22 protein-coding genes and 2 tRNA genes are annotated in these 26,642 nt (G+C 63.3%); 8 read left to right on the top strand and 16 right to left on the bottom strand.

Features of this window, described 5'->3' with window-relative positions; genetic code table 11:
- The first annotated feature begins 172 nt into the window (after positions 1-172).
- From LPA34_RS02815 to LPA34_RS02835, 5 genes are read left to right on the top strand one after another with little or no spacing between them, the layout of a single operon-like run.
- Positions 173-907, top strand: coding sequence for a Crp/Fnr family transcriptional regulator (locus LPA34_RS02815; RefSeq protein ID WP_228974645.1), 735 nt, complete (start codon positions 173-175; stop codon positions 905-907).
- A 14-nt stretch (positions 908-921) separates the two neighbouring features.
- Complete coding sequence (locus tag LPA34_RS02820; RefSeq protein WP_228974647.1) at positions 922-2,307, top strand: undecaprenyl-phosphate glucose phosphotransferase; 1,386 nt, start codon at positions 922-924, stop codon at positions 2,305-2,307.
- Positions 2,308-2,329: 22 nt separating this feature from the next.
- Positions 2,330-3,262, top strand: a complete 933-nt coding sequence (locus LPA34_RS02825; RefSeq protein ID WP_228974648.1) for a glycosyltransferase family 2 protein — start codon at positions 2,330-2,332, stop codon at positions 3,260-3,262.
- Positions 3,263-3,303: 41 nt separating this feature from the next.
- Complete coding sequence (locus LPA34_RS02830) at positions 3,304-4,521, top strand: polysaccharide biosynthesis/export family protein (protein WP_228974651.1); 1,218 nt, start codon at positions 3,304-3,306, stop codon at positions 4,519-4,521.
- 25 nt (positions 4,522-4,546) lie between these two features.
- Positions 4,547-6,928 (top strand): polysaccharide biosynthesis tyrosine autokinase, encoded by a 2,382-nt coding sequence (locus LPA34_RS02835; protein WP_228974653.1) that lies wholly within the window; start codon positions 4,547-4,549, stop codon positions 6,926-6,928.
- A 119-nt stretch (positions 6,929-7,047) separates the two neighbouring features.
- Here LPA34_RS02835 and LPA34_RS02840 read toward each other — a convergent pair whose 3' ends face one another.
- Positions 7,048-8,253 (bottom strand): glycosyltransferase family 4 protein, encoded by a 1,206-nt coding sequence (locus LPA34_RS02840; RefSeq protein WP_228974654.1) that lies wholly within the window; start codon positions 8,251-8,253, stop codon positions 7,048-7,050.
- Between the two features lie 184 nt (positions 8,254-8,437).
- Here LPA34_RS02840 and LPA34_RS02845 point away from each other — a divergent pair, with 184 nt between their 5' ends.
- On the top strand, positions 8,438-9,712 hold the full coding sequence (locus LPA34_RS02845; protein ID WP_228974656.1) for a glycosyltransferase: 1,275 nt from the start codon (positions 8,438-8,440) through the stop codon (positions 9,710-9,712).
- 45 nt (positions 9,713-9,757) lie between these two features.
- On the opposite strand, the gene LPA34_RS02850 is transcribed toward LPA34_RS02845, so the two are convergent.
- The 15 genes from LPA34_RS02850 to rnr form a co-directional block, all read right to left on the bottom strand.
- The gene (locus LPA34_RS02850) at positions 9,758-10,492 is read right to left on the bottom strand and encodes a class I SAM-dependent methyltransferase (RefSeq protein ID WP_228974659.1); all 735 of its coding nucleotides are present in this window, start codon (positions 10,490-10,492) and stop codon (positions 9,758-9,760) included.
- Positions 10,493-10,662: 170 nt separating this feature from the next.
- A complete protein-coding gene (locus LPA34_RS02855) occupies positions 10,663-11,004 on the bottom strand; it encodes a hypothetical protein (protein ID WP_228974661.1) in 342 nt (113 codons plus the stop codon).
- A gap of 109 nt (positions 11,005-11,113) precedes the next feature.
- Positions 11,114-11,809, bottom strand: a complete 696-nt coding sequence (gene rpiA / locus LPA34_RS02860; RefSeq protein WP_228974666.1) for a ribose-5-phosphate isomerase RpiA — start codon at positions 11,807-11,809, stop codon at positions 11,114-11,116.
- Between the two features lie 56 nt (positions 11,810-11,865).
- Positions 11,866-12,717, bottom strand: a complete 852-nt coding sequence (locus LPA34_RS02865; protein ID WP_228974669.1) for an N-acetylmuramoyl-L-alanine amidase — start codon at positions 12,715-12,717, stop codon at positions 11,866-11,868.
- A gap of 207 nt (positions 12,718-12,924) precedes the next feature.
- Positions 12,925-13,554 carry a DAK2 domain-containing protein gene (locus LPA34_RS02870; RefSeq protein WP_228974671.1) on the bottom strand — a complete coding sequence of 210 codons (630 nt, stop codon included), beginning with the start codon at positions 13,552-13,554 and terminating at the stop codon, positions 12,925-12,927.
- 45 nt (positions 13,555-13,599) lie between these two features.
- Positions 13,600-14,610, bottom strand: a complete 1,011-nt coding sequence (locus LPA34_RS02875) for a dihydroxyacetone kinase subunit DhaK (protein ID WP_228974673.1) — start codon at positions 14,608-14,610, stop codon at positions 13,600-13,602.
- Between the two features lie 35 nt (positions 14,611-14,645).
- Entirely contained in the window at positions 14,646-15,647 is a 1,002-nt protein-coding gene (locus LPA34_RS02880; RefSeq protein ID WP_228974676.1) for an ABC transporter permease, read from the bottom strand.
- On the bottom strand, positions 15,644-17,197 hold the full coding sequence (locus tag LPA34_RS02885) for a sugar ABC transporter ATP-binding protein (protein WP_228974678.1): 1,554 nt from the start codon (positions 17,195-17,197) through the stop codon (positions 15,644-15,646). Before LPA34_RS02885 ends, LPA34_RS02880 begins: the two co-directional genes overlap by 4 nt.
- Before the next feature lie 81 nt (positions 17,198-17,278).
- Positions 17,279-18,370: a sugar ABC transporter substrate-binding protein gene (locus tag LPA34_RS02890; protein ID WP_228974680.1), complete on the bottom strand. Its 1,092-nt coding sequence runs from the start codon at positions 18,368-18,370 to the stop codon at positions 17,279-17,281.
- Between the two features lie 50 nt (positions 18,371-18,420).
- Entirely contained in the window at positions 18,421-19,140 is a 720-nt protein-coding gene (locus LPA34_RS02895) for a class II aldolase/adducin family protein (protein ID WP_267478863.1), read from the bottom strand.
- Positions 19,137-20,207, bottom strand: coding sequence for an S-methyl-5-thioribose-1-phosphate isomerase (mtnA, locus tag LPA34_RS02900; RefSeq protein ID WP_228974682.1), 1,071 nt, complete (start codon positions 20,205-20,207; stop codon positions 19,137-19,139). The genes LPA34_RS02895 and mtnA overlap by 4 nt, the downstream gene beginning before the upstream one ends.
- Before the next feature lie 65 nt (positions 20,208-20,272).
- The gene (gene mtnK, locus LPA34_RS02905; RefSeq protein ID WP_228974684.1) at positions 20,273-21,553 is read right to left on the bottom strand and encodes an S-methyl-5-thioribose kinase; all 1,281 of its coding nucleotides are present in this window, start codon (positions 21,551-21,553) and stop codon (positions 20,273-20,275) included.
- A gap of 27 nt (positions 21,554-21,580) precedes the next feature.
- Positions 21,581-22,276: a GntR family transcriptional regulator gene (locus tag LPA34_RS02910; RefSeq protein WP_228974686.1), complete on the bottom strand. Its 696-nt coding sequence runs from the start codon at positions 22,274-22,276 to the stop codon at positions 21,581-21,583.
- A gap of 294 nt (positions 22,277-22,570) precedes the next feature.
- Positions 22,571-23,320, bottom strand: coding sequence for a 23S rRNA (guanosine(2251)-2'-O)-methyltransferase RlmB (gene rlmB, locus LPA34_RS02915; protein ID WP_228974688.1), 750 nt, complete (start codon positions 23,318-23,320; stop codon positions 22,571-22,573).
- A 204-nt stretch (positions 23,321-23,524) separates the two neighbouring features.
- Positions 23,525-25,978, bottom strand: coding sequence for a ribonuclease R (rnr, locus tag LPA34_RS02920; protein WP_228974690.1), 2,454 nt, complete (start codon positions 25,976-25,978; stop codon positions 23,525-23,527).
- A 306-nt stretch (positions 25,979-26,284) separates the two neighbouring features.
- Here rnr and LPA34_RS02925 point away from each other — a divergent pair.
- Together LPA34_RS02925 and LPA34_RS02930 are read left to right on the top strand one after the other, a co-directional pair.
- Positions 26,285-26,369, top strand: a tRNA-Leu gene (locus LPA34_RS02925).
- A gap of 189 nt (positions 26,370-26,558) precedes the next feature.
- Positions 26,559-26,640: transfer RNA gene (locus tag LPA34_RS02930), tRNA-Leu, on the top strand.
- The last annotated feature ends 2 nt before the right edge of the window (positions 26,641-26,642 follow it).

The raw sequence follows: 26,642 nt of genomic DNA on the forward strand, positions 1-26,642 counted from the left end.
CAACAACTAGCGCCGACGCAAACACGCATCACTATGTGCAGAAGCGCAAGGCCATACGGGGCTGGTACTGCGTAGTCCAGGTCGCTCGCCAGGCGACAGATAGCAAGGCACGCAGCACCGGATTAAAAAAACAAGAAGTCGCACAACGTGCGGCTTCGTGCGAGGACCGATCATGTTGACCCTTCAATCCGATCTGCACGGCAATCATTTGCTTGGGGCGTTGCCTTCCCACGAGTGGCAGGCGATCGCTCCGCATCTCGAGCTTGTTCATCTGCGCACGGAGCAGTTGCTGTGCGACTCAGGACAGCGCATTCATCACGTGTATTTTCCGACCACCGCGATCATCTCCATGCTGTACACGATGGAAGATGGCGGCTCGGTCGAAATCGCCGCTGTCGGCCGTGAAGGCATGACGGGCGTGCCGGTCCTCACCGGCGGCGAGACGATGCCGAACCGCGTGCAGGTGCAATGCGCGGGCTTCGCGTATCGCATGAGCGCCCAGGCACTGAAGGCACACTTCGCACGCTCCGATTTCATGCGTCGCCTGATGTTGCTCTACATGCATGCCCTGCTCACGCAGGTCGCACAGACGGCCGCGTGCAATCGCCACCATTCGCTGAACAAGCAACTGTGCCGCTGGCTGCTGATCGAAATCGACCGCGTCGCCACGGACGAACTCACGGTAACGCAACAGTTGATCGCAGACATGCTCGGCGTGCGCCGCGAAGGCATCACGGAAGCTGCGGGCAAGCTGCATAACGACGGTCTCATCCATCACAGCCGTGGTCACATCCGCGTGCTGGACCGGAAAGGTCTCGAAGCGCGTGCATGCGAATGCTACAGCCTCGTGAAGCGTGAGTTCGACCGGCTGTTGCCGTGCCTGCATCAGGCTGAAGCCGTCAGCTGAACAAGACCCAGATCATGTTCAGGAACACCGCGCGCTGCCTCGACGCACTCTTCGTGATTGCGGGGGCGCTGATCGCTCACTGGATGCGCTTTTCGACCGCACATGAACTCGCGGACGACGAACGGCTGCTGATCGCGTTCAACTGCGTGCTCGTGCTGCTGTTGTTCCCTGGCTTCGGCGTATATGAGACGTGGCGTGGCAAGTCGCTCTCCGCAATGCTCGGTCGCGTGACGATGGCATGGCTCATCGTGGTTGCGACGGGGCTCGTGCTGGTCTTTACGATGCACCGGATGGACGCCGTGTCGCGGTTGTGGTTTGGTTACTCGACACTGATATCCGGCGTGCTGATCGTATCGACGAAACTGGTCGCTCATCTGGGTCTGCGCACGGCGCGTCGCCGTGGGCTCAACTTCCGCACCGTGGCGATCGTGGGCGCACCCGGCTTTTCGCGGATGCTGCTCGCGCATCTCGAACGCGCGCCGCAAGCCGGCTTCAAGCCCGTCTGCCTGTTCGACACGAACGCGGAACTGCTCGGCACGCAGGAAATGCGCGTGCACCGGTTACCCGTGCTCACGGACATCGATGCCTTCGCTGCGAAGGTGCGCGAAGAGCACATCAACGAGGTATGGCTTGCATTACCCCTGTCGGAAGAACACACGATTTACCGTTTCAAGCGCGCGTTTCAGCACGATTTCGTGAATCTGCGCTTCATCCCGGACGTGCGCAGCCTCTCGCTCTTCAATCACGCGCTTACCGACGTGCTCGGTCTCGCGACCATCAATCTCAACGCGACGCCAATTTCGCCGGTGCAGATGTGGCCGAAGCTCATATTCGACCGTCTGTTCGCGCTCGTTGCGCTCGTCACGCTGTCACCGCTGTTCGTCGTGCTGGCTGTCGCGATCAAGCTCGGCTCGCCTGGGCCCGTCTTTTTCTCGCAGGAACGCAAAGGCATCGACGGTCAGCCGTTTCGCATCTACAAGTTCCGCTCGATGACCGTGCACAGGGAAGCGCGCGGTCAACTGACGCCGACCGCGCGCGTCGATACGCGTGTGACGAAAGTGGGCGCGTTCATCCGTCGCACGAGTCTCGACGAGCTGCCGCAATTCTTCAATGTGTTGCTGGGGCAGATGTCGGTGGTCGGTCCGCGGCCGCATGCGATCGAACACGACAATCTCTACAAGGATCTCGTGTACGGCTACATGTATCGCTACCGCATCAAACCGGGTATTACGGGCTGGGCACAGGTGAACGGATATCGCGGCACCACGACAAAAGTCGAAAAGATGGAAACGCGCGTCAAGTTCGATCTCTTCTATATCTACAACTGGTCGTTCTGGTTCGACATGAGGATTGTGCTGATTACGATCTTCAAGGGTTTCGTCGGCCATAACGCGTATTGAAGTGGTTTTCCGGGGATTGTTCGTGAAAGTGTCCGTGATCGTGCCGACCTACCGGCGAACCGACGAGCTCGAACGTTGCATCGATGCACTCGACGCACAGCACCGCCGTGCCGATGAAGTGGTCGTGATCGCGCGCAACGACGACCATCCGACGATCGACTGGTTGAAGCGTCGCGAGACGCTGCGGCCCGATGCACGCCTGCGTATCGGGCTCGTCAGCCGGGCGGGCGTGGTCGCCGCGTACAACCGCGGCATCGAAACGGCCACCGGCGATGTGGTCTGCTTCACCGACGACGACGCCGCGCCGCACGCCGACTGGATCGGGCGCATCGCGCATGCGTTCGAAGACGACCCCGCGCTCGGCGGCCTTGGCGGCCGCGACATCGTGCATCGGGGCGACGGCGTCCTGCAGGGGCAAAAGCCGGTCGTCGGCGTGGTGCGCTGGTATGGGCGCCCGATCGGCAATCATCACATCGGCCACGGTGCGCCACGCGAGGTCGACGTGCTGAAAGGCGTGAACATGGCGTTTCGCCGCGAGGCGATCGGTACCCTGCGTTTCGATCCGCGTCTGCGCGGCAGCGGCGCGCAGGTGCATTGCGAAATGGCATTCAGTCTCGACGTGGGGCGTCGGGGCTGGACGCTGGTCTACGACCCGACGCTGCTCGTCGAGCATTACCCGGCGCAGCGAAGTGACGAAGACCAGCGCCATGTTTTCAACGACGCGGCGTTCTACAACGCGTCGTTCAATCTCCGTCTCATCATGTGCGAGCACCTGTCGACTCCAGGCAGGTGGGCGTTCGTCACCTATTCGACGTTGATCGGCAGTCGCGCGGACCCGGGGCTTGTGCGCGCGCTGCTGCTGGCGTTCAACGGTGACGGGATAGCGCTCGCGCTTCGTAAATGGTGGGTCGGCTTGCGCGCGATGCGCGGAGCCTGGCAGGAGGCGATGCGCTGAGGACAGGCAGCGCATCTATAACGCAAAAAGGACCATAGACCATGAATTCCAGAACATTGCTCGCCTGCCTGGCGACACTATCGTTATGCGCGTGCTCGCTCGCGCCGGGGCCTTATCTCGACACCAATCGTCTCGACCAGACGCAACAGGCAACGGTCGCCGCACCGACCTACGCCGTGCGCCCGATCGACATCTCATGGTTCCAGCAACAGACCGCGACGGCGGTACCGTCGACGTGCCCGTCCGCATTTTCGTGTCTCACGAAAGAAACACGCGGCATGTCGCCGTACAAGATCGGCATCGACGACCAGCTCGCGATCATTGTCTGGGACCATCCGGAGCTGACGGGTGGCGCACTGGCCGGCGGCGGCGCGGGAGCGCCATTACCGCAGGGAACCGCCGGCACTGGCGTGGGCGGCACGACGCTTCAGGGCGGCGCGACGGGACCCGCTCCGCTGCCGGGTTCACCCGGCAGTTCCGGCGCCGAAGGCGGCCTCACCGTGCGGGTCGCCTACAACGGCACGATCTTTTTCCCGCGTGTCGGACGCATCAAGGTCGTGGGCATGACCGCGCAGCAGGTCCAGAGCGTCCTTACAAAAGGGCTGGCGAAAACGATCCGCGATCCGCAGATCGATGTGCGCGTCGCCGGCTTCAATAGCCAGTCCGTGCAGGTCACCGGCAACGTACGCTCGCCGCAGGCGGAGGCGGTGACCGATCTGCCGCTCAGCGTGCTCGATGCAATCAATCGCGCGGGCGGCGCGCTGCCCGATGCCGACCTGCAGAACGTCGGCATTACGCGTAATGGCAAGCGCACGGCCGTCGACGTCGCCGCGCTGCTGGAAACCGGCGATCCAAACCAGAACGTGATGCTGAAGGATGGCGACATCATCGACGTGCCGGACCGCTCGAACAGCCGCGTATTCGTGCTCGGTGAAGTCACCAAGCCCACGTCGCTGCCGATGAACCGGGGACACCTGACGCTCGCCGATGCGCTCACGGGTGCGGGCAGTCTCGATCTCGCGACGGGCGATCCGCGTTCGATCTACGTGATTCGCGGCGCCGACAAGTCAACGACTCCAGACGTATTCCGGCTCGACATGACGCAGGTGGACGCCATGTTGCTGATGACGAAATTCGATCTGCAGCCAAAGGACGTGGTGTACGTGCAGGTGGCGAACTCCGCGCGCTTCAACCGGGCGCTCGCGCAGGTCCTGCCTACTCTGCAAACCCTGTTTTTTACACGGGAACTGGCTCGCTGACGCTCGCTACGCGACGGAGTTAAAAATGAGTACCTATGACATGAACGAATACACCCCTTCGTCCGGTGGCGACGAAGATGCGGTGATGCGCGACATGATGCGGATGATCGTCGAGCAGATCTGGTGGGTGATCGGGATCGCGGCATGCGTGATCCTGGCAGCCACGGTCTATACGAAGATCGCCACGCCGATCTATTCCGCCGACGCGTTAATTCAGGTCGAATCCGGCAACGCGAGTAACAGTTCGACTTCCCAGGCACTGTCTTCGCTCGTGCCGTCGGGTGCGATGCACACCGACGCCGAGATCGAGATCATCAAGAGCCGCGCGGTGGTCGAGCCGGTGGTCGAGCAGTTCAAGCTGAACTTCGGCGCGTGGCCGAAAACGATGCCGTATCTCGGCCGCATCACGTCGATCTTCGCGCATCCCGGTCATCCGCTCGGCGCCCTCTTCGGCATGCGTTCGTACGCGTGGGGCGGCGAGGAGTTTTCGCTCGACTCGATCAGCGTACCGAAGTATCTCGAAGGATCCCAGCTGACGCTGCGCGCGCTCGGCAACGGCGGCTACCAGCTGTTCGACCAGCACGGCAAGCTGCTGCTGACCGGCGTTGCCGGGCAACGCGCGACGGGCAGCGACATCACGATGCTCGTCACCACACTGGTTGCCCACGCCGGCACCAACTTCTACGTGATGCGCTACAACCAGCTCGATGCGGTAGGCGGCCTGGCGGGCGGTCTGCAAGTCGTCGAGAAAGGACGCGAAACGGGCGTCGTGCAGCTGTCGTACATGGGCACCAATCCGCATGCGATCACCGCGATCACCAACGCGGTGGCCGCTTCCTATCTGAAACACCGTCAGGAACGCGCGCAGGAGGAAGCGAGCCGGATGCTGTCGTTCCTGAACAGCGAAATGCCGCGCCTGCGAAGCGAAGTGCGTCGGGCCGAAACCGCGCTGTCCGAGTATCAGTCCCGCAGCGGTTCGTTCCAGCCGACCCAGGAGGCAGGCGTGTATCTGTCCGGCGGCCTCGAATACGAGAAGCAGATCGCCACGCTGCGCATCGCGCGCGCGCAGTTGCTCACGCGCTTCACGGCCGAGAGTCCCGAAGTGCAGACCGTCGACGCGCAACTGGCGGCGATGACGCGCGAAAAAGCACGCTTCGAAGATCACTTCAAGACGCTGCCGGGGTCCGAACGCGAGGCCATGTCGCTGCAACGCGACGCGAAGGTTGCCGAGGAAATCTACGTTGCGTTACTGAACAAGATCCAGGAGCTGTCGATTACACGCGCTGGAACAATCGGCAATGTGCACATCATCGACGAGGCACTGCTGCCCTCTTCGCCGGTACGGCCGAAATCAGCGCTGATCATCTCGGCGAGCGTCGTACTCGGCATCATCGCGGGTGTGCTGTTCGCGTTCTGCCGCCGGACGTTCTTCACCGGCGTCGCGGATCCGGAATTCGTCGAACGCCGTTTTCACATGCCGATCTTCGGATCGATCCCCTTTAGCGCCGAACAGGCTCACAGCGACCGGCTTGCAGTGAACATGAGCCAGGCTGCGCTGCAAGGCCCGGCAGCGCGCCCCGCGCTCTCGCAGATCGTGCCGGCAGGCATCGCGCGACTCGTCCAGCCCCGCCGGCCGGCGACCGTTACCGTGCCGGCCGGCACGCAGACGATCGTGCCGCCCGCCCACGCGCCGATGCGCCCGCTACTGGTCAAGACGCATCCATTCGACACGTCCGTCGAAGGGCTGCGCGGCCTGCGCGCAACGCTGCAATTCGGCCTGATCGATGCCCCGAACCGCGTGGTGGCATTCACAAGCCCGGCGCCCTCGGATGGCAAGAGCTTTTTGTGCGCGAACCTCGCTGCCCTGCTTGCCGAGACAGGCAAGCGCGTGTTGCTGATCGACGCCGACCTGCGTCGCGGCCGTCTCGCGCAATACCTCGGCCGCTCGCCGAATGGTGGTCTCACTGAACTGCTGACAGGTCAGGTCGATCTCGAAGTGGCGGCGCGCGCGACGGGTGTCGAAGGTCTGCACTTCATCGCCGCGGGCGCCTATCCGCCCAACCCGTCCGAAATCCTGACGTCGGCGCGGTTCACCGAAGTTCTCGCGCGCCTCGAACAGCGGTTCGATCTGGTGATCGTCGACACGCCACCGCTGCTCGCGGTGGCCGATGCCGCGATCGTCGCGAACATCGCCGGCTCGACAGTACTCGTCATGCGGGCGGGCGCGCATACCGAACGCAACATCGCCGAATCGCTGAAGAAGCTGCGCCGTGCGCGTGCCCGGCTTATCGGCGGCGTGATGAACGCAGTACCGGTGAAAAGCGGCGGTCGTTACGGCTCGTACGACTATGCGTATGCGTACACCTATACCGCTGGCGATCCGGCGGGCGGGACAACCAGGCGCTAGGCTACGCCGCGCCCAGGTAGTCGGAGAAGTAATCGCGAAAAAAGGGCCGCGCCGGAAAACCGGCGCGGCCCTTTTTACCTGTCGCGGTGATGAAATACCAGGGATTCAGAACAACACGTTCATCGGCCCCACATGCTGCCGGCCGCCGTGTTGTCGCCGGGCCACGATGTGACCTCTGCGTCCGGCAGACTGTCGTGCTGGCGGCCCCCGGCACCGGCGGCCGCAATTGTCCGCGTAACTTCGTTCATGAATGCACGCTGGAAATGCGCGGCCGAAAAACGTTCCGCGTTCGCCCTGCAGGCAGCCGGCGAAATCATCGAACGCTGGCGTTCGAAGCGCTCCACGGCCTCCTGCAATGCAGCGACGGTCTGTTGCCTGAAAAACAGCCCGGTAGGATGCGGCTCGCCGACTGGCCGCACCGTTTCCAGCACGCCGCCCTTGCCGTATGCGATCACCGGCGTCCCGCATGCCTGTGCCTCGACCGGCGCGATGCCGAAGTCTTCCTCCGCGGCGAACACGAACGCCTTCGCGCGCTGCATGTAGTCTTTCAGACTGGCAAACGGCTGATAGCCGAGGATCGTTACATTGGGACCGGCATTCGCGCGAATCGCGGCCATCTGCGGGCCATCCCCGATCACGACCAGGCGACGGTCCGGCATCGACGAAAAAGCAGCGACAATCAGGTCGATGCGTTTATAAGGCACCATCCGCGACGCCGTCAGATAGAAATCGTCTTTCAGCGCGCAGAGGTCGAAGCGGTGAACGTCGACCGGCGGCGCAATGACAACGGCATTGCGCCGGTAGGTCTTCATCATGCGGCGCGCGACGAACTGCGAATTCGCGATCAGGCAATCGACCCCATTCGCCGAACGCGCATCCCAACTGCGCAGATAATGCAGCAATGCCCGCGTCGCCCACGAACGGGGGCCACGTGTCAGCTTCGCCTCGCGCAGATACTGATGCTGCAGATCCCACGCGTAACGCATCGGAGAATGCACGTAGCTGACATGTGTCTGGTCTGGTCCGACCAGCACGCCCTTCGCGACCGCGTACGAACTCGTAATGATCAGATCGTAGCTGGAGAGGTCGAACTGTTCGACGGCGAGCGGCATGAGTGGCAAATAGCCGCGATAACGCCGGCGCGCGAACGGCAGCTTCTGGATGAACGATGTGTTCACGGCCTTGCCGCATACCGCGGAGCGATCGTCCATGAAGTCGACCATGCAGAAAAGGTCCGCGTCGGGGAAGCACCGGATAATCTGTTCCAGCACTTTCTCCGCTCCCCCCGGCGCGACGAGCCAGTCGTGCACGATCGCCACTTTCATGATTTCTCCACCTCTGGAAAGGTCAACGACCATCACACCGAGTGTATCGGGCGCGTCGCTTGCACAGCGTGCGTATGGCCACACTGAACGGGCAACAGAGCGTGAATAATGAGGACTCGCCGGTCGCATGCGACTGCCTGTTTTTCACGCTTCGCTTTCCCCGCACGCCTGGACCGGTCAACCGATGAACGCCCCCCGCCTCACACGTCGTTTCGCTCCCGTCGAGATGGCTGCCACGAGCAGCGCGGGGCATTCCGATGAACACGTACTCGAGCCGGCGGCATCGGCCACGGTCCTCTTTGTCGATCAGAGCGGACAACTCGGCGGCGCGGAATTGTCCCTGCTTCCGCTTGCGGAGCGATGCGCCGCGCGCAGCGAGGTGCTGTTGCTGTCGGACGGACCCTTTCGCGCACGGCTGGAAGCGCTTGGCGTGCGCGTGCGCGTAACGAGCAATGCGAACGTCGCGGCCATCAACCGTGAAGCGTTGCGGCCTGGCTGGCTACGTGCATTACCTGGCATCCTCGCGCAGGTGCGCACGATCGCCGCGCAGGCGAAGCGCTTCGACGTTCTGTTCCTGAACACGCAGAAAGCGCTGGTGCTGGGTGCGCTCGGCAAACCGTTGCATCGCCGGCCTGTCATCTGGCATGTGCGTGACATCATGACGCGTGATCACTTCGGGCGCGTCCAGTTGCACATCGTCCGCTGGCTCGTGCGCCATGTGACCGATCAGGTCGTCGCCAATTCGCGGGCGAGCGCCGATGCACTGATCGCGTTGACCGGCCTGCCCGCCGACGCGGTGCCGGTCGTCCACAACGGCATCGACGCGCGCACGTTCGCGCAGGTCGATGCCAGCGATATCCGCGCGCTGCGTCATCGCCTGGGGCTGCCACAGGACGCGTGGCTCGCGGGCCTCTTTGGCCGTCTCGCGCCGTGGAAAGGCCAGCATATAGCCCTTGAGGCCCTCGCGCGATTACCCGGCGTGCACCTCGTGCTGGTCGGCGCCGCGCTCTTCGGCGAAGACGATTACGCGCAGGCATTGCGTCAGCAGGCTGATCGGCTCGGGATCGCGGATCGCGTGCATTTCGCCGGGTTTCGCGACGACATGCCGGCATGGATGAAGGCGATGGACCTGATCCTGCATACGTCGACGGAACCCGAGCCGTTCGGACGGGTGATCATCGAGGGAATGGCGGCCTCGCGGCCGGTGGTGGCCGCGGCGGCCGGCGGCGTGCTTGAAATACTGCGGCATCGTGAGAACGGCTGGCTGGTGCAGCCCGGCGACGTGCCGGGCTTCGTCGAGGCTATCGACACATTGCACCTCGCGCCGGCGTTTGCGCGGCAACTTGCCAGCCAGGCGTTCAGCGACGTGCAGCGACATTTCTCGCTCGACAGCTATCTGCGGAACATGACCCGCATCATTGCGCACACGGCCCGCGACGAACCCAGCGCGGACCGGTGAAGGGCGCGCCGGTTTCCCCGACGCGACCTTGTGCGGGCCGCAATGTCAGCTCAGGCAGACGAACTGGCGGTAGCTGTATTTGCGGATCGACGGATAGCGATACAGATACTGGTCGATCCTGACCGCACGATGATCGAAACGTCCCCGCAACAGGTAGCGCGACGCCATCAGCATGAAGACCATTTCCGGATATTCGGTCTCGACGTCGAAATGCCTGCGCAGATGATCGATCTCATAGGGCGCGAGCGGCGATTCATCAGGATCGCCATATTTCGGCACCCACAACTTGCCGATCACGTGGTTGCGGAACCACATCATCATGTTGCTGGTCGCGTTGTTTTCCCAGAAGAACGCACGGCCGCCGAGCTTGATCGCCCGGCGAAGCGCGGCGGCGAATTCTGAAAACGGTTCGATGTGATGCAGGATCATCGCGCCAAAAACGAAGTCGGACGGCTCAAGCAGTGCAATATCCTGCGCCGACAGCACGCGCGGTGAAATGTTGTCGATGTGATGTTGCGCGCAGTAGCGTTTCAGGTTGTCGACGGCCACCGGGCTCAGATCGATGCTCACCACGTTCGCGCCCATCGAGGCAAAAAACAGCGAAGCCGCGCCTGCGCCGCAACCAAGATCGACAAGCGTTTTCCCCCGTATGTCGCCAAAGTGCTTGAGCGCGCGCATATACACGGGATTCTTCGGGTCCGGGACGTCGACGAGCCGCGTCTCGTCGTTACCGCGATCCTGAAAAATACCGTCCCAAAACTCCTGAGCCTGCTGTTGCATCTGGGTCTCCTGAGGCGCGTGAGGCCGTGGCGGACATACGTGATCGAGCGACGCTCGCAATGGACGCGCACGCGACAGGCGGCGCGTATCTGGACGATGCATTATTCGCAGACGATCACGGAAATTCTGTACGCAGGCCCACGCAGCACGCCGATTCCCCTGCCGGCGCATCAGACGGCAGACGGGCTGCCGCGACCGCCGGTCTGCATGTCGTGCAAGGCGACGAGCATCGCCAGATGCGCGCGTTCGCCGGCAGCTTCTTCCTCGGTCATGCCGTTGCACGCCTGCCCGCCCATGATGATGCCGAGGCACAGCCCGTAATTGCCGTTGAAGGCGATGGGCGAGGCCGTGTCGCGCCGGACCCGTTCATAGGCGACGTCAAGCGCGCGCCTGAGATTGCGGTGGATGGTCACTGATGTTTCTCCTTTCGCGTTCGGGGGAACGAGAGAAGCGTAGCGGCAGCGAGTCGCGCGGAGAAGACGGCCGAACGGGATATGGACTTCGGCGCCCATTTTTCAGGGATCCGGCCCGGTGTGCGGGAATGAAAAACGGCGCCGCCTGCGATCCAGTGCGACGCCGTTGCGGGTCCGTCCGGATGGAACGGCTCCGGGTTGTAAGACCCTAGCCCTTGCTATACCTGATCGTCTCGACGCCCGTATCCGTGCCGAGCAGGCAAAGGTCCGCGCCGCGGCCCGCGAAGAGGCCGACGGTCACCACACCCGGCCATGCGTTGACCTGCATTTCGAGCATGCGTGGATCGCTGATGCGCAGGCCCTTCACATCGATGATTTCGTTGCCGTTGTCGGTGATGAACGGCGAGCCGTCCTTCGTCACGCGAACGATGGGCACACCGCCCAGCGCCGTCACGCGGCGGCCGATCGCGGTGCGCGCCATCGGCACGACTTCGACCGGCAGCGGAAACTGGCCGAGAACGTCGACACGCTTCGTCGCGTCCGCGATGCAGACGAAAACGTCCGACACCGACGCCACGATTTTCTCGCGCGTCAGCGCCCCTCCGCCGCCCTTGATCATCGCGCCGCCATGATCGATCTCGTCGGCACCATCCACGTAGACGGGCAGCGATTCGATTTCGTTCAGATCGAACACCTTGATGCCGTGCGACTGCAGGCGCGCGGTAGTGGCGAGCGAGCTGGACACGGCACCGCGATAGCGCTGCTTCGTGAGCGCGAGTGCGTCGATGAAACAGTTCGCGGTCGAGCCAGTACCAACGCCGATGACGACGCCTTCGGGCACGTTGGCGTTCACATAGTCGGCGGCGGCCTGGCCGACCAGTTGCTTGAGTTCGTCCTGGGTCATGGGAGAAATAACCGAAAAAAGAGGTGCAGGCGGAAAACCGCGAGTTTACCGGAAGTTCACGGTGCGGCCGTTGAACCGGCCGCGGCAGCATTCATGTAGCGATCGAGCAGCGCCTGTGCAATCGCATCGGTTTCCGCGTCAGGATTGCCCGCGTAGTCGCGCGGCCGAAAGTGCATCTGGAACGCGGCGAACACCCGCCGCGTGCGATCGTCCAGCACGCCGTCGGTCGCGACTTCGTAGCCGTAACGCGCGAGCTTCTGCTGAAGGCCACGCACGTCGACCGGTGCCGACGGATCGCGTCCCGCCAGATGCGCGGCCACCGCCGACGCGTCGGGCCACGCGCCGATGCCGGCATCGTAGAGCTGCTTCCACGGAAACAGCGGACCGGGATCGATCTTGCGCTGAGGCGCGATATCGCTATGACCGACGACACGCGTCGGCGGAATGCTGTAGCGCGTGACGATGTCTCTGGCGAGGCGAATCAGCGCGTCGACCTGGGCCGGCGGGTACGGCTGCCAGCTGCGGCCCTGGGGGGTGTCGACGGGACCGAGGTTGACGTTCTCGATTCCGATCGAAGCCGCATTCAGTTCGGTCGTGCCCTGCCAGTAGCTCGTACCCGCATGCCACGCGCGCTGGCTCTCGGGCACCAGCTGGAAAACCACGGGCTCGCCGTGTTCGATCCGGGGGGCGTCCGGCACGACGTAATGGGCGCTGACGCCCTCGGTGGTCAGCACCTGCAGCGACTTCGCTTCGTCGATTTCGGTGTAGTGCATCACGAGAAACCGCACGCGCGAGTCGGCATTCTGGGCATGCCGGCTCGTATCGGCGAGATAGGTGCCGCGCTCGACCATCGTCGTCGTGCAGGCGGCGAGCAACGCGGTACAGAAGGCGAGCGCTGCCGCGCGCATGAGGCACCTGACGCGGGCGCGATTTACATCCATTGAATTCATGTCACTGCGTAGTCCGGGACGCCGGGGGCCGATGAGTTTTGTCGACGCCAGCACGATTGAAATGAAACAGGCCATGTCCTGCGAACCACAACGCAGACCACGTTGCCCGACATTCTAGTCGGCTATCGGGATGAAGTCGTGCCAACTCCCAAGGGACGTACCCGGTCAATCGCCCGCCAACGCGCCGCGCAACGCCTCCAGAAAGCGCAGATACGCGGTCGCGCCCGGATCGGGGTGGCCGATACTGCGCTCCTGCACCCAGGCTGCCCGGCCCTTCTGCGACTGCAAACCCGCCGTCGCCTCGATCCTCGCGCGCGCCGTATCGATCATCGAGGCAAGCAGCGCATCCGGCGCCTCCTGCGACGCCTCAAGCGCATCCAGACTGGGCACCAGCGCATCGAGCACGGTCTTGTCGCCAACCTTGCTCTTGCCACGTTCAATGATGCGCGCCGCCACCGCACGACCGATGGCGAGTGCCTCGTCCTTGCCTGCCGAGGACTTGCCCGACATCGTCTTCGCGGCGGCGAGCAGGCCGCCGCCGACCAGCGCGGCAAACGTCGACGGATTGGCCGTCGAGAAGGCCTTGCCGGCAGCAAGCAGGATGTCATTGAGCGCGGCGTCAGCGGGCAACGCCGCGAGCGCCGCGACGACCGCCGTCGAGCCGGCTTGCACCGTGATGCCGAGATCGCCGTCGCCCAACGCCGCATCAAGTTCGCGAAGCTCCTCCGCATGCGCGGGCAGCGCCGCTAGCGCACGGCTCAGCACAACGCGCAATTCGCTGCAGGAAACACTCATGCCACCCTCCTTTCAGACCGGCTTCAATCCGGCTTCAAACAGGCATCAGGCCGCGGACCAGTCGTGAAAGAGCGGCGAACGCGCGGGCGCGGCGAGCAGCGCTTCGAGTTCGTCGTCCAGCAGCAATACCGTGATCGAAGCGCCTGCCATCTCCAGACTCGTCACATATTCGCCGACATACGAGCGCGCGATCGTCAGCCCCTGATCCGCGATCGCCGCGGCCGTGCGCCGGTACAGCAGATACAGTTCTTCAAGCGGCGTCGCCCCCAGCCCGTTGACCAGCACCGCGACGCGCGAGCCTTTCGGCGCGGCGAGATCGCGCAGGATTTCGCCGGAGAGCCGGTCGGCGATCGCGTCGGCCGTTTCGAGTTTTCCGCGATGCGTGCCGGGCTCGCCATGAATGCCGATGCCGATTTCCATCTCGCCGTCGGGCAGCGTGAAGGTCGGCTTGCCAGCGGCGGGCAGGATCGTCGGCGACAGGCCGACGCCCATCGTGCGACATTGCGCGTTGGCCTTCGCCGTGATCCGCGCCACTTCGTCGAGCGGATCGCCGCGCTCCGCCGCCGCACCGGCGCACTTGAACGCGAACACCATGCCGGCGACGCCGCGCCGCTCGCTCGCGCGCGCAGGCGGCGCCGACGCGACGTCGTCGGTCAGCAGCACGGTCTTGATGTCGATGCCCTCCGGCTCCGCGAGATCGGCGGCCAGGTCGAAATTGAACACGTCCCCGCCGTAATTGCCGTACACGTAGAGCACGCCCGCGCCGCCGTTCACCGCCTTCGTCGCTTCGAAAATCTGCTCCGACGAGGGCGACGAAAACACGTTGCCCACCGCGACACCGCTGCACAGTCCTTCGCCGACATAGCCGAGAAAGCCTGGCATATGCCCCGATCCGCCGCCCGTCACGATACCGACGCGGCCCTCTTTCGGCGCGTCCGCCCGCACCAGCGCGCGGCGGTCGGCGGTGGCGGCCTTGATCCAGCCCGGATGCGCGATCAGCAGCGAATCGATCACTTCATCGACGAACTGGTCCGGCTGATTGATGATTTTTTTCACACGAGTCTCCCTGAGTGATCCGGTTAAAAAAATGGTCAGTTCTTGCGACGCTGGCTGAGCGCGTCGAGCATCACCGCGGCGAAGATCACGCCGCCCTGAATGAACTGGGTCCAGAAAGGATTCACGCCGAGCAGCGACAGGCCGACGTTGATCACGCCGATCAGCACCACGCCGATAAACGTGCCGATGATCGAACCGCGTCCGCCGGCGAGCGACGTGCCGCCGATCACGATGCCCGCGATCACCTGCAATTCGAGCCCGTTCGCCGCCGACGGCAACGCCGAGTTCAGGCGTCCCGCGAGCACGATGCCGGCAATCGCCGCCGTCACGCCGGCGAGCGTATAGGTCAGGAAGATCACGCGGCGCACCGGAATGCCCGCAAGCCGCGCCGCCTCCATGTTGCCGCCGACCGCGAACACCTGATGGCCGAAGGTAGTCTTGCGCAGCAGCACGTGGCCGATCAGGAATACGACCAGCATGACGATCATCGGCGCGGGCAATCCCGCCACCGACTTCGCACCGAACGCAGTGAACGCGTTGGGGAAATCGAACTTGGTGCGGCCGTCGGAAATGGCGAGCGTGAGGCCGCGCGCCATCGCCATCATCGCGAGCGTCACGATGAACGGCACAAGCCGCAACCACGCGACCGAAATGCCGTTTAGCGCGCCGACGCCCGCGCCGACCGCGATGGCAATCGCGAGACCGGCAAGACCGAGCCCGATGTTGTCGGGCGTCGAACCCGCCATCAGCGTCGCGGCGACCATGCCGCTCAACGCCACCAGCGAACCGACCGACAGGTCGATGCCGGACGTGATGATGACGAACGTGCCGCCGACCGCCGCGATCCCCACCACCGACACCTGCACCATGATGTTGGTCAGCGTGCTGGTGGTGAGGAATTCCGGCGACGTGATCGACAGCACCACGCAGATGATCACCAGCGCGGCGAACAGCGGTCCGATGCCGCTGCGCAACTGTCGTATCAGGCGGCTCGAAAGCGCGTCGGAATCTGTCGGTTTTGCTGCCGTCGAAGTCATGCGCCTACTCCTGTCGTCGCCCACTGAATGACCGTTTCCGAATCCGCCTTGTCGCGCGGCAGCTCGGTGACGATCCTGCCGCGATGCATCACGAGGACGCGATCCGACATGCCCAGCAATTCCGGCAACTCCGAACTCACCATCACGACCGCCGCGCCCGCCCGCGCCATCGACACCATGTGCGCATAGATTTCCGTCTTCGCGCCGACATCGATGCCGCGCGTCGGTTCGTCGAGCATGATCACAGCCGGTTGCGTCGCGCTCGCGCGGCCAAGAATCACTTTCTGCTGGTTGCCGCCGGACAGATTGCCGGTGATCTGCAGCACCGACGGCGCGCGCACCGAGAAGCGCGTACTCGCATCCTGGGCAAGCTTGCGCTTTCTCGCGTTGCGCACGAAGCCGCCCGTCGCCAGCGCTTTCAGGCTCGACAGCGCGATGTTTTCCTCGATGCTCGCATCGAGCACGAGACCCTCGAGCTTGCGGTCCTCCGCCGTATAGACGAGGCCGTGACGCATGCCCTCGGTCGGAGAATGAATCGCGACTTTGCGCCCGCGTATCCAGACCTCGCCTTCGGTGACCTTCTGCGCGCCGAAAATCGCCTTTAGCAATTCGGTGCGTCCCGCACCGGCAATGCCCGCGATCCCGACGATTTCACCGGCCCGCACGCTGAAGCTCGCGTGCCGGACAATGGGCGGACTCGCCAGATCGCGCACGTCCAGCACCACCGGCCCGTAATCGCGCGGCTCCCACGGATAGAACGAATCCAGGGTGCGCGCGACCATCGCCTGCACCAGATCCTGTTCGGTCCATTGCGCCATCGCGCGCACGCCGACCGTCGCGCCATCGCGCATCACGACGGCGGAATCGGCCAGTTCGAACACCTCTTCCAGATGATGCGAGATGAAGATGATGCCCATCCCGGTTGCCCGCAACCGTCGCACGACCGCATAGAGATTGGTGATATCCGCGGCCTGCAAGGCCGCCGTCGGCTCGTCCATCACCAGGATGCGGGCATCGCGCGCGACCGCTTTCGCGACCTCGACGAGTTGCCGCCGGTTCAACGGCAGATCGCCGAGCCGCATCGACGGCGACACCATATCGAGCCCCACCTGGGCGAGTGCTTCGCGCGCCCGTCGATCCGCTTCGTGTCGCAGCACGAAGCCGTTGCGCGACGGCATCCGGCCGAGAAACAGGTTCTCGGCGACGGTCATGTCGTTGATCAGCGACAGTTCCTGATAGATCACGGCCACGCCTGCGTCGATTGCAGCGTGGGTGCCGCGGGCAAGCGGCTCGCCGTTGATCTCGATCGTGCCTTCGTCCGGCTCATAGGCGCCCGACAGCGTCTTGATCAGCGACGACTTGCCCGCGCCGTTCTCGCCGACGATCGCCATCACGTGACCCGCGTGCAGCGTGAGACTCACGCCGCGCAGCGCCTTCACACCCGGAAAACTCTTGACGATGCCTTCCATACGCAGCAACGGCGCACGGTCACCGGCGCGCGCGTCCGGCTGCGCGTCGGCCTGAAACTGCGAACCCGTTTCCGCATTCATGATTGCGTCCTGCCTCGAATGACACGCGCTTTGCCTGCGGGCAAAGCGCGTGTCCAACCGCGACTTCAGTTCGTCTTCAGCTTACTGGCTGACCTGCAATGACCACAGCCCGTACTTCTTCGTTTCATCGGAATCGATGTTCGACTTGTCGATCAGCAACGTCGGCCATGCGTAATTCGCGGGCACCGGCTTCTTCGCGTTGTTATCGGCGATAAAGCTCAACGCCTTCGCGGCCATTTCAATCGGATTCTGCGAGATCGTCGCGTCCTGCTTGCCCGCCCGGATCGCCGAAAGCGCCTGCGCCGTGCCGTCCGCGCCGATCACCATGATGTGTTCCTTGTCGCCGAGCGGCTTGTAACGGCCCGCGTTGTCGATCGCTTTTTCCGCGCCGACCGTGTTGTCGTCGTTCGCACCGAACACGGCATCGATCTGCGGGAATTTCTGCAGGATATTGGTCATCGCGTTCAGCGACTTCTCCTGATCGAACGCGCCCTCCTGACGGGCGACCACCTTGATGCCCGGATACTTCGCCATCTCGTCGCTGAAGCCTTTCTCGCGATCGGTGGCGGCAGTCGTACCGACGAGCCCGATCAGATCGACCACGTTGCCCTTCGGCGAACCATAGCGTTCCTTCAGCTTGTCGGCGATCCACTTCGCGCCGGTGGCGCCGAGCGCGACGTTATCCGATGCGACGAACGAGGTAACCTTGCCGCCGTCCGACCCGCGATCGAGCGTGAACACCGGGATGCCCATCGAATTCGCTTTCTGGACGGCGGGAATGATCGCTTTCGAATCGATCGGATTCAGCACGAGCGCGGTAATGCCCTGGCTCAACAGATTGTTCGCGTCGTTGACCTGTTGCTGCGCGTCGCCGTTCGCATTGGTTTGCACGAGATCGAAGCCCTGATCTTTCGCGCCCTTTTCCACGCCGAGTTTCAGCCCGACGAAGAACGCGTTGTTCAACGTCGATACCGAGAAACCGATCTTCGGCTTGCCGCTCGCCGCGGCCGCGGGCGCCGCGCTCGCGGTCGCATCGCTCGCCGCGGTGCTGGCCGACGACGGCGACTCGCTCTTCGAACAGCCGCTCAACGCGGCAGCCGCACACAGCACGACGGCACCCGTCGATGCGCCCAACGTGCCCCAACGGTCGAATCTTCCTGAATTCCAGGCCATATCTGTCTCCATTGTTCAAGTTATGTAGCGCCGTGTGCTACGAGCCGGCGTCAGGCTTTGCTGTTGCTATTGCTGTTACTGCTTTCGCGGCGCAAGCCGTAGTTGCTGAACTTCTTCACTACTTCGCCGATTTCCTCATCCGTCAGCACGGGCGGCGGCCCGAGCTGACCGGCGAGCAGATACTGCTTCGCCAATACTTCGACTTCGTTTGCGAGCCACAGCGCGCGCGCCAGATCCCGGCCCAGCGCGATGACGCCGTGATGCGCGAGCAGACACGCGGTGCGATCCTGCAACGCCTGCAACGCGTGGTCCGACAGCGCCTGGCTGCCGAAGGTCGCGTAGGGCGCGCAGCGGATCGAATTGCCGCCCGCCACGGCGATCATGTAGTGATGCGCGTGCATGTCACGGCCGTGAATCGCGATTGCGGTCGCGGCGTTCGAATGCGTGTGTACGACAGCGTTGATGTCCTGCCGGGCCTGCAGGATGTCGCGATGAAAGCGCCACTCGCTCGACGGTCCGCGCTCGCTGAAAACCGCTGCATCCGGCTGCACATCGAGCGGCAGCCATACGATCATGTCCGCCGCCAGCGCCGACGCGGGTACGCCGCTCGGCGTAATCAGCAAACCGTCGCGCCAGCGCACGCTGACATTGCCGGATGTGCCCTGATTGATGCCGAGCCGCTCCATCTCGAGCGCGGTTTTCACGATTCCGGCTCGCAACGACGCTTCATCTGCGCTGTCATTGACGGTTTCGGTCACGTTCACGCTCACGACGTGGCTCCGAACAGCGCGGCAAGTTGCGTATCGAACGGCGCGTTGATGATGCCGCGTTCGGTGATATAGCCGGTCACGAGGTCATGCGGCGTCACGTCGAAAGCCGGGTTGCGAACCTTGATGCCTTCAGGCGCGATCGCGTGTCCGCCGAGATGCGTGACTTCGTCGTCGCGACGCTCCTCGATGACGATGGCGTTGCCGCTGGGCGTCTGCAAATCGAGCGTCGACGATGGACACGCGACATAGAAAGGCACGTTGAAATGCCGCGCGACAATCGCAACGCTCAACGTGCCAATCTTGTTCGCGAAGTCGCCGTTCGCCGCCACGCGATCCGCGCCGACGATCACCACGTCCACCTGCTTTCCCGCGATCAGCGAGGCGGCCATGCCGTCCGTGATCAGGGTGACATCGACGCCTGCCTGTTGCAGCTCGTACGCAGTCAAACGCGCGCCTTGCAGCAACGGTCGGGTTTCGTCCGCATAGACGCGAAACGGAATGCCGGCACGCTGTGCGAGATAGATCGGCGCGGTCGCAGTGCCGAGACCGGTCGTCGCCAGCGCACCGGCGTTGCAATGCGTGAGCACACCGCTACCGGGCGCGATCAGCGTCATTCCGTGTCTGCCGATCTGCTCGCATAGCAACTGGTCCTCGTCATGAATCGACGTCGCTTCGTCCACCAGTGCGCGGTAGAGCGAAAGCGCGTCGCTTGCGTTCGAACGGTCCGCGGCGCGCAGCATCCGCTTCAGGCTCCAGCTGAGATTGACTGCCGTGGGCCGCGCGCTGTCGAGATATGCGGCGCGCTCTTTCAACGCTTCGCGAAATGCGCCGATGGGCAAGTCGCGCGACGACTGCATCGCGACGCACAAGCCATACGCTGCCGCGACGCCGATTGCCGGTGCACCCCGTACCCGCAACTCGTGGATCGCGCGCCATACTTCATGCGCATTGGTCAGCGTTTCGATGACCGTGGATTGCGGCAAGCGGGTCTGGTCGAGAATCCGCAGGCAGTCGTCTTCCCACGCGAGCGTGGCCGGCAGGTTCAGGAAAGGCGACGGCGATACCATGCGTGCTCCGGTGCGAGATGAAGAGTGGGAGGTGATCACTTCGGATGACGCGGCGAGATTCATGGCTATGCGCGTCCGTCGGCTTGCAACTCGCGCGCCATCGAGACGACCTGCGCAATGTTGCCGATCGCGGTCCGCTCGAGCAGCAGGCGTTCAGCGCAACGCAATGCGCGCACTTCGACAACGGCTCTCAACGCGTTATCCGCGATGCTGGTGATATCGGCGACCTTGGCCATGCCGACAATGCGCCGGATCATCTTGCAGCCCGCGAATCCCAGCGATTCGGCAAGGAGCCGCTGCATGAACCGCGCGCGATACGCCTCGACACACACGCCGCCGGGATCGTCACCGATGAAATGACTCTTGCGGCGGCTTTCGTGATCGCGCCACAGCGCCAGGAACGTCTGTTCGAAGCCGCTCCAGATGGACGTCACCTGATCGAGAAGCCAGTCGCGATAACTCGTCGCGCCGGCATTGCCATGCCTGCCCGCCGTCTGATGACGATCGTGCCAGTCGCGTGAAAAATACGCGAGCAACAGATTCGCAAGCACCGCGCCGATATCGAAACCCATGGGTCCGTAGAACGCGAACTCAGGGTCGATCACATAGGTTTCGTCCTGGTTGACCATGATCGAGCCCGTGTGCAGATCGCCGTGCAAAAGCGTCTCGGCATCGTTCATGAAAGCCCATTTCATCTCGGCCACGGCGATGCGCAACGCCGGCGATTGCCGCAGACGCCCGATTTCCGCGCGCGGAAAGGCCGGGCTATATACATTCGACGGATGATCTTCGAACGGATACGTGAACACCAGGTCTTCCGTGATCTTGCATAGCTCGCTGTTCACCGCGTCGCGGACCGCCTGCTTCTTCACGTCGGGCGCGAGAAAAAGATCGGAGCCGTAAAACAGCGTGTGCGCGAGGTAAGTCGAAAGATGCGCGGCGAGCTTCGGATAGACGACGCCGTCCATCAAGCCTTGCCGCAGGATCCGGTGCGACGACAGCCGTTGCATCACCATCAGGAACAGCTCGCTGTCGGCGTGATAGACGCGCGGCACATGCTGCGGACACAACGCGCCAAAGCGCTGCAACGCAGCGACCTCGCGTTCCATCCGGTGCCGTGTAAGCGGCCACGACTTGCCGACCAGCCGCAGAAACGGCGGCGCCTGCTTCACGACAACGCTTTTTTCCGGGGCCTGCGCGTTACTGACGAAATAGACGAAGTTCAGGTTACCGTCGCCGACCTCCGCGATGTCGAGTTCGCCAGGTTCGTTGAGCAACGCATACACCGCCGGGACACCCCGCAAATACGCCGACAACTCCGAGGAACTGAGTGCTTCGAATTCCATGAATGTCTCCTCCACATTCGAACCGGCTCAGCGTTTCTTGCGGACCAGGTCGAACTTGAAGATGGCTGTGTTGTAGTAGTCGTTGCTATAGCAGATCGGCTCGCCGCTCTGATCGAAATCCACTTCGTCGAGCAGCAGGAACAGACCGAAGCCGTCGCCAAGCTCGGGCAGATCGCGCGGCGTCAGGATGGTCGGATGTATCGACGTATGCGTGTGTGAAAGCCTTCGTCCAGTCCGCCCGAACATCGCGAACAGCGATTCGCCGAGTTCGCCGCCGCATGCGTCGAAGACATGTTTCGGAACGGTATCGATGCAATACGCCGCGATCGCGTCGTCCGCGCATCGCACGCGCTCGATGCGCACGCAGTCGTCGCCGACGGCGAGACGCAACTTGCCGGCGAGACTTTCGGATGCCTTGATGTGTTCGATCTGCAACCGGCAGGTGGCCGGCACGGCGCCAACGCTGCGGATCATATCGGTCACAGACATCAGATCATCGAGGCCGCCTTGCAGCTTTAGCGAAATTTGTCTGATGAAGGTGCCGCGCCCCTGAACCCGCGATAACAGGCCATGTGAAATCATTTGCGCGACTGCTTCCCGAAGACTCGACCGGCCGACCCCCAATAGCTCGCAAAGCTCTATTTCAGTGGGAATCTGGTCGCCTGGCTTGAGTGATTTTTCCCGGATCATCGTCATCAACGACTCCTGGATTTTCTCGCTCATCGAGTGCTCGACGCTCAGACGCATACGTGTCCCAGGTGATCAGTACCGCATCAATATAGGTCAGATGTCTGATGTATTCAGGGGGTGTTTACCCGTAAAGCTGGGGCTGGTGTGTGGGCGCGAGGTGCGTAAGCCTTCGCCGATTGTGGTGCGCGCGGAAGGATAGCGCTCGCGCAGTCGCTGGATGGCATGCGCGAGTCGCTGGAGAAACTGGAGCTGCGTTATATCGACTGACTGGCGTCGGTGGTTAAAACGCAGCGTGCATGACGAGCAGGTTTATAAGCGTCTGATTCTTTACGTCTTCGTCAGCGCCCCACGCTGCCGCACCGCTTCGAACAGACACACGCCGCTCGCCACCGAAACGTTCAGGCTTTCGACACTGCCGGCCATCGGAATATGCATCACGATATCGCACGTATCGCGGGTGAGACGGCGCATGCCTTCGCCTTCGGCGCCCATCACGATCGCCACCGGACCATCCAGTTTCGTTTCGTAGAGTTCCGCCGACGCCTCGCCCGACGTGCCCACCACCCACACGCCCGCGTCCTTCAGTTCACGCAACGCGCGCGCGAGGTTCGTGACCGTGATGTACGGCACGGTGTCGGCGGCGCCGCTTGCCACTTTCGCCGCCGTCGCATTGAGACCGACCGCGCGGTCGCGCGGAGCGATCACGGCATGCGCGCCGGCCGCATCGGCGACGCGCAGGCACGCGCCCAGGTTGTGCGGATCGGTCACGCCGTCGAGCACGAGCAGCAGCGCCGGACCGTTGATGCCATCGAGCAGCTCAGCGAGATTCTGTGCGAGCGGCATGTCGCCCGCGCGCGCGACCACGCCCTGGTGACGCTCGGTATGCGCGAGACCCCACAGGCGCGTTTCGTCGGCGGCAATCAGGCGCACGCCCGCTTCTTTCGCCACATGCAGGAACTCCGTCATGCGGCGGTCCTTACGCGTCGCGTCGTAATACACCTCTTCGACCGACGATGCGTCGTGCCGCATACGTGCGGTCACTGCGTGGAAACCGTATAGAACCTTGAGACGTGACATGACTGGACAACCTTTGATTGAGCGAAGCTGCGTTGCGCTTCGAATGCGCCCGTCTGCATGGACGGCACGCAAAGCGCCGTGCCTGCAAAAACGGAAAACGGAAAAACAGACAACGCGCAACCGGCATCGATCGCGATACCGGTTGCGCGCTGCACACTTCATGTCGCGCGTCGACCTCCGGTTACGTCGGAGGTCGGCCGTGCCTTATCGCTTCTTGCGCGCCTGCGTCTTCGACGCCGGTTTCACGGACGAAGAAGCACTGCGCTTTTTCGCCGCGCCGCGCGTATCGCGTGTTTCCTTCACCGCCGCGCCGGCTGCCGGCGCAGCCTTCTTGCGGCGGCCACCTTCGGCCGGCGGCAACGAATGCACACGCGGACCGCCGTCGACACCGGCCTTCTCGACTAACGCCGGGCGGCTCGACGGTGCCTTGATCGGCGTGTCGCGCACCAGACGGAAATCAATCTTGCGTGCATCGAGATCGACGCGGCTCACCTGCACCCGCACACGATCCGACAGACGGTAGCGAATGCCTGTCCGCTCGCCGCGCAGTTCGTTCTTGATCTCGTCGTACTGGAAATAATCGGAGCCGAGTTCGGTCACGTGCACGAGGCCTTCGATAAAGAGCGCATCGAGCTGCACGAAAATCCCGAACGACGTGACGCCGTTCACCATGCCGCCGTACTCTTCGCCGAGCTTGTCGCGCATGAAATAGCACTTGAGCCATGCTTCGACATCGCGCGACGCTTCGTCCGCACGGCGCTCGTTCGACGAACAGTGCAGACCCAGTTCTTCCCAGATCGCGGTGTTCGAACGGTTACGGTTGCGCTTTTCATCGTCGGCCTGCTGCATCGCACGCGCACGCGGCGACAGCGCCGTGTTCAGCGTGACGCCATGCGGCGTGCCCGGCTGATACTTGCGGCCCTGCAGGATCGCGTAGATCGCGCGGTGCGTCAGCAAGTCCGGATAGCGGCGAATCGGGCTCGTAAAGTGCGCGTACGCCTCATACGCAAGCCCGAAATGGCCGATATTCTCCGGGCTGTAGACGGCCTGCTGCATCGAGCGCAACAGCATCGTCTGCAACATCTGCGCATCGGGCCGGTCGCGGATCTGCGCCATCAATGCGGCGTAGTCGCTCGCGTGCGGCGTCTCGCCGCCGCCGAGCGAAAGGCCCATGCCGCGCAGGAACGTGCGCAGGTTTTCGAGCTTTTCAGCCGTCGGCCCGGCGTGCACGCGGTAGAGGCCCGCATGCTTGTTGCGCTTCATGAAGTCGGCCGCGCAGACGTTCGCGGCCAGCATGCATTCCTCGATCAGCTTGTGCGCATCGTTGCGGGTGCGCGGCACGATCTGCTCGATCTTGCCCTGCGCGTTGCAGACGATATACGTCTCGGTCGTATCGAAGTCGATCGCACCGCGCTTCTGGCGCGCGGTGAAGAGCGACTTGTAGACGCCGTTCAGGTTCTGCAGTTGCGGCAGCAACGCGGCACGGCGCGCCGCCTCGGGACCTTTCGTGTTGGTCAGCACCGCCGCGACTTCGGTGTATGTGAGACGCGCGGCGGAATGCATCACGCCCGGATAGAACTGGTACCCCTTGATCTCGCCGCGCGCGGTGATGACCATGTCGCACACCAGCACGCAACGGTCGACGTGCGGATTCAGCGAGCACAGGCCGTTCGAGAGCTTCTCCGGCAGCATCGGAATCACGCGGCGCGGGAAATACACCGACGTGCTGCGCTCGATCGCATCGACGTCGAGGCCGCTGTCCGGGTGCACGTAATGCGAAACGTCCGCGATCGCGACGATCAGGCGAAAACCCTCGCCACGGCCGACGGTAATGGGCTCGCAGTACACGGCATCGTCGAAGTCGCGCGCGTCTTCGCCGTCGATCGTGACGAGCGGCACGTCGCGCAGATCGATGCGATGGCGGATGTCCGACGGGCGCACCTCGTCGGGCAGCTTCGCGGCGTCGTCGAGCGCGGCCTGGCTGAATTCGTGCGGCACGCCGTACTTGCGCACGGCGATTTCGATTTCCATGCCCGGATCGTCGATATCGCCGAGCACCTCGACCACGCGACCCAGCGGCTGCGAGTGACGGCTCGGAAAATCCGTCAATTCGACCACCACAACCTGGCCAACGCGCGCTTTCTTCGTGTTCTGCGTGATCAGGATGTCGTGGCCGATGCGCTTGTCTTCGGGCGCCACGATGAGCGCGCCGTTCTCGTTCAAAAGACGCCCGATCACGCGGCGGTTCGCGCGATCCGTAACTTCGACGATATGACCTTCGGGCCGGCCGCGCCGGTCGTAACCGACGATGCGCGCGAGCACGCGGTCGTTATGCATGACCTTCTGCATCTCGCCCGTCGGCAGGAACAGGTCGTCCTGACCGTCATCGCGAATCAGGAAACCGTAGCCGTCGCGATGGCCCTGCACACGGCCGGCGACGAAATTCGACGGATGCGTCAGCTGATAGTGGCCGCGCTGGTCGAGACGGATCTGGCCGTCGCGCTCCATCGCTCCGAGGCGCTTGAAAAAACCTTCGCGCTCCTGGCGCTTGATCGACAGTGCCTCAGCGATGTCATTCGCGGCGAGTGGGGCTTCGCTCGTGCGCAGCACGCCGAGAATTTCTTCACGGCTCGGAATCGGATAGGGATATTTGCTCAAGGGCTTGTCGATGATCTTTTTCTCGTTGCGTGGACATCGGTCGATGATGCGCTTCTGTACTGCGCCTGCAATTCAATGCCAGTTACTGCGTTGTCACTGCCATGACGCGGTTCGTGCAGCGTGCCCGGCGGGCGCGTGCCCGTGCCAACGAACTTCTGCGAGGCATTCTAACACCCGTCCCGCACGCCACGCGGCGCTCGCGGCCTGACGCGGCAAGGCGCTTCCGCGTTCGCGCCGGACTGTCGCAAAATGCTTGACACGATTATCGGGCCCGCTATAATTACATTCTTTGCTGTACACCCACCTGCCCAGGTGGCGGAATTGGTAGACGCACATGGTTCAGGTCCATGCGCCGCAAGGTGTGGAGGTTCGAGTCCTCTCCTGGGCACCAGATTCAAAAGAAAACCACCTTCGGGTGGTTTTCTTTTTGTGAAACCCTTTCGCCCTGCTTTACGCTGTGTTCGATACAGCTTGAATCAGTGCGATGGCAAATGTGGAAAAGCAGGTTGAAGTCGAAGTTATGCTGTTCTGATTGACACAAAGTTTCAACCCGCTAGAATGGCGGCCTGGTTTGAAACGTGCCCAGGTGGCGGAATTGGTAGACGCACATGGTTCAGGTCCATGCGCCGCAAGGTGTGGAGGTTCGAGTCCTCTCCTGGGCACC

Origin of the sequence: Paraburkholderia gardini (assembly GCF_907164575.1) — a bacterium.
Lineage (GTDB): Bacteria > Pseudomonadota > Gammaproteobacteria > Burkholderiales > Burkholderiaceae > Paraburkholderia > Paraburkholderia gardini.